Consider the following 2,773-nt stretch of genomic DNA (forward strand, 5'->3'; position numbering starts at 1 on the left):
TGACGCGCACCCCGAGGAGCGTGGGGGGTTCCACCGTAAACGGGTGTAACGCCCCTCGGACCTACCTCAACCACACGCGCCGGCGATCACTCGCCGGACAGCACCGCCTGCGCCGCGCGGCGCGCCTCGTCAGCGGTGTCGGTCGCCCGGGCGGCAGCCGCCGCCCGCTCGCACTGCGCCAGCGTGTACTTCGCGAGCGTGGCGCGTACATAAGGAATGGACGCCGCACCCATGGACAGGCTCGTCACACCCAGACCGGTGAGCACACAGGCCAGCAGCGGGTCGGCCGCCGCCTCGCCGCAGACACCACAGCTCTTGCCCTCGGCCTTGGCCGCGTCGGCCGCCGCCGCCACCAGGTCGAGCAGCGCTGGCTGCCAGGGGTCCTGCAGCCGGGAGACCGCGCCGACCTGCCGGTCGGCGGCGAAGGTGTACTGCGCCAGGTCGTTGGTGCCCAGCGACAGGAACTCGACCTCCTGGAGGATGGACCGGGCCCGCAGCGCCGCCGAGGGAATCTCGACCATCGCGCCGAACTTCGCCCGCAGACCGGCCTCGCGGCACGCGTCGGCGAACGCCTTGGCGTCGATACGGTCGGCCACCATCGGTGCCATGACCTCGAGATACACCGGCAGGCCCTCAACAGCCTTGGCCAGCGCCCGCAGCTGTGTCTGCAGCACGTCGGGGTGCTCCAGCAGCGACCGCAGACCCCGCACGCCCAGCGCCGGGTTCGGCTCGTCCGCGGGGGTGAGGAAGTCCAACGGCTTGTCGGCGCCCGCGTCGAGCACGCGCACGACCACCCGGCCCTCGGGGAACGCTTCGAGGACCTTGCGGTACGCCTCGATCTGCTTCTCCTCCGACGGCGCCTTCGCGGAGTCATCGAGGAAGAGGAACTCGGTGCGGAACAGGCCCACACCCTCGGCGCCCGCCTCCAGCGCCGCGGGAACATCGCCGGGACCGCCCACGTTGGCGAGCAGCGGAACCTTGTGACCGTCGGAGGTGGCGCCGGGACCAGAGGTCGCCGACAGCGAGGCCTTGCGTGCGGCGGCGGCCTCTTCCAGCTCCGCGCGCTTCTCGGCGCTCGGGTTGACGAAGAGCTCACCGGTGCTGCCGTCCACCGCGATGACGGTGCCTTCGGCGATCTCACCCGCGCCGGGCATGGCCACCACGGCCGGCACTCCCAGGGCACGCGCCAGGATCGCGCTGTGGCTGGTCGGGCCGCCCTCTTCGGTGACGAAGCCGAGGACCAGCGTCGGGTCGAGCAGCGCGGTGTCCGCGGGTGCCAGGTCCCGGGCGATCAGTACATACGGCTCGTCGCTGTCCGGCACACCCGGCATCGGGACGCCGAGCAGCCGGGCCACGATGCGGTTGCGGACGTCGTCCAGGTCGGCCACCCGGCCGGCCAGGTACTCACCCGCGTTGGCCAGCAGCGCACGGTAGGAGGCGAAAGCGTCGTAGACGGCGCGCTCGGCGGAACTGCCCACCGCGATCCGGCGCTCGACGTCGGCCATCAGCTCCGGGTCCTGGGCCATCATGGCCTGGGCCTCCAGCACGTGCTGGGCCTCACCGCCGGCCAGGTTCCCACGCGCGATCAGGTCGGCTGCCACGGCCTCGACGGCCTGCCGGGCACGGCCCTGCTCACGCGGAGCCTCCTCCGCCGGGATCTGCTTGGCCGGGGGCTCCAGAACAGCGGTACCCATGTGCCGTACCTCGCCGATCGCCACACCGTGGCTGACACCGACGCCTCGCAGCGTTGTCTCCATCTCACCTGTCTCCGGTCACTGCGACGATCGATGCCGTCGCTCAGATTCTTCCGACGTCCTCGTTGACGCCCCCTGGGGTACAGCGGTTACGCGGGGGAACTACTGCCAGACGAAGAGCGGGGCACCGGCCTTGACGTCGCCCTCGACGGCCACATCGCTGAGCGCCTCGGCGGTCGCCTCGAGTGCCACGACGGGGCACACCGGCGACTTGCCCGCGGCCTCGACCGCGGCCGGGTTCCAGCGGATGACCTCTTGTCCACGCTGCACGGTGTCGCCCTTCGCGACGAGCAGCTCGAATCCGTCCCCATTGAGCTGAACGGTGTCGATGCCCAGGTGCGTCAGTACGCCGTGTCCCTCGTCGTCCACGACGACGAACGCGTGCGGGTGCAGGGAGACGATGATGCCGTCGACGGGGGAGACCGCGGCCGAAGGCTCGCGCACGGGGTCAATGGCGGTGCCGGGGCCCACCATCGCGCCGGAGAACACCGGGTCGGGCACAGCCGCGAGCCCGATGGCACGTCCGGCCAGGGGGGACGAAACGATCGTCATGGGGAAGCCTCCTAGATGCGGAGCTCAAAGACGCCGTCACCACCTGTCACCGGACGGCGATGCCGCTTGAGCAGCCTAAGTCATGTGAAGTAAGGATTCCGCCCGAGCGGATCCGACCATCGGGTGATCGATCCCGACCACTCAGTGTGGCATCTTCACCGGACCCGATCCGAGGGCCGAAGGACCCTCGTAGCCGATTTGCACGGGGCGAGGGCGTCCAGTACCTTGGCACAACCGCCTCGACGAGTGCCGCGGAAACGTGTGTTTCCAGGGCAGACTCGAATTGGCCGGGAAATCCGACAGAAACCTTCTGGTAAAGTCGGGTGCAGCGGGAAAGCCGAAAGGCAGAAACGCTAAAGCAACACAATGCAGGATCTGCAGTACTCCCGCTGACCGGGAATCGGGCGTGAAAGCGTCTGATAGAGTCGGAAACACGAAGGGAAGCCCGGAGGGCGCCGGTGACGGCA

General features: G+C 69.7%; 2 protein-coding genes. Both read right to left on the reverse strand.

The features are described from left to right. Positions 1 to 86: 86 nt before the first annotated feature. On the reverse strand, positions 87 to 1,757 hold the full coding sequence (gene ptsP, locus O3W51_RS47630; protein ID WP_138357804.1) for a phosphoenolpyruvate--protein phosphotransferase: 1,671 nt from the start codon (positions 1,755 to 1,757) through the stop codon (positions 87 to 89). 99 nt (positions 1,758 to 1,856) lie between these two features. Further along, complete coding sequence (locus O3W51_RS47635; RefSeq protein ID WP_138357805.1) at positions 1,857 to 2,306, reverse strand: PTS sugar transporter subunit IIA; 450 nt, start codon at positions 2,304 to 2,306, stop codon at positions 1,857 to 1,859. Between the last annotated feature and the right edge of the window lie 467 nt (positions 2,307 to 2,773).

This window comes from Streptomyces sp. H39-C1, assembly GCF_027158125.1.
GTDB classification, from domain to species: domain Bacteria; phylum Actinomycetota; class Actinomycetes; order Streptomycetales; family Streptomycetaceae; genus Actinacidiphila; species Actinacidiphila fildesensis.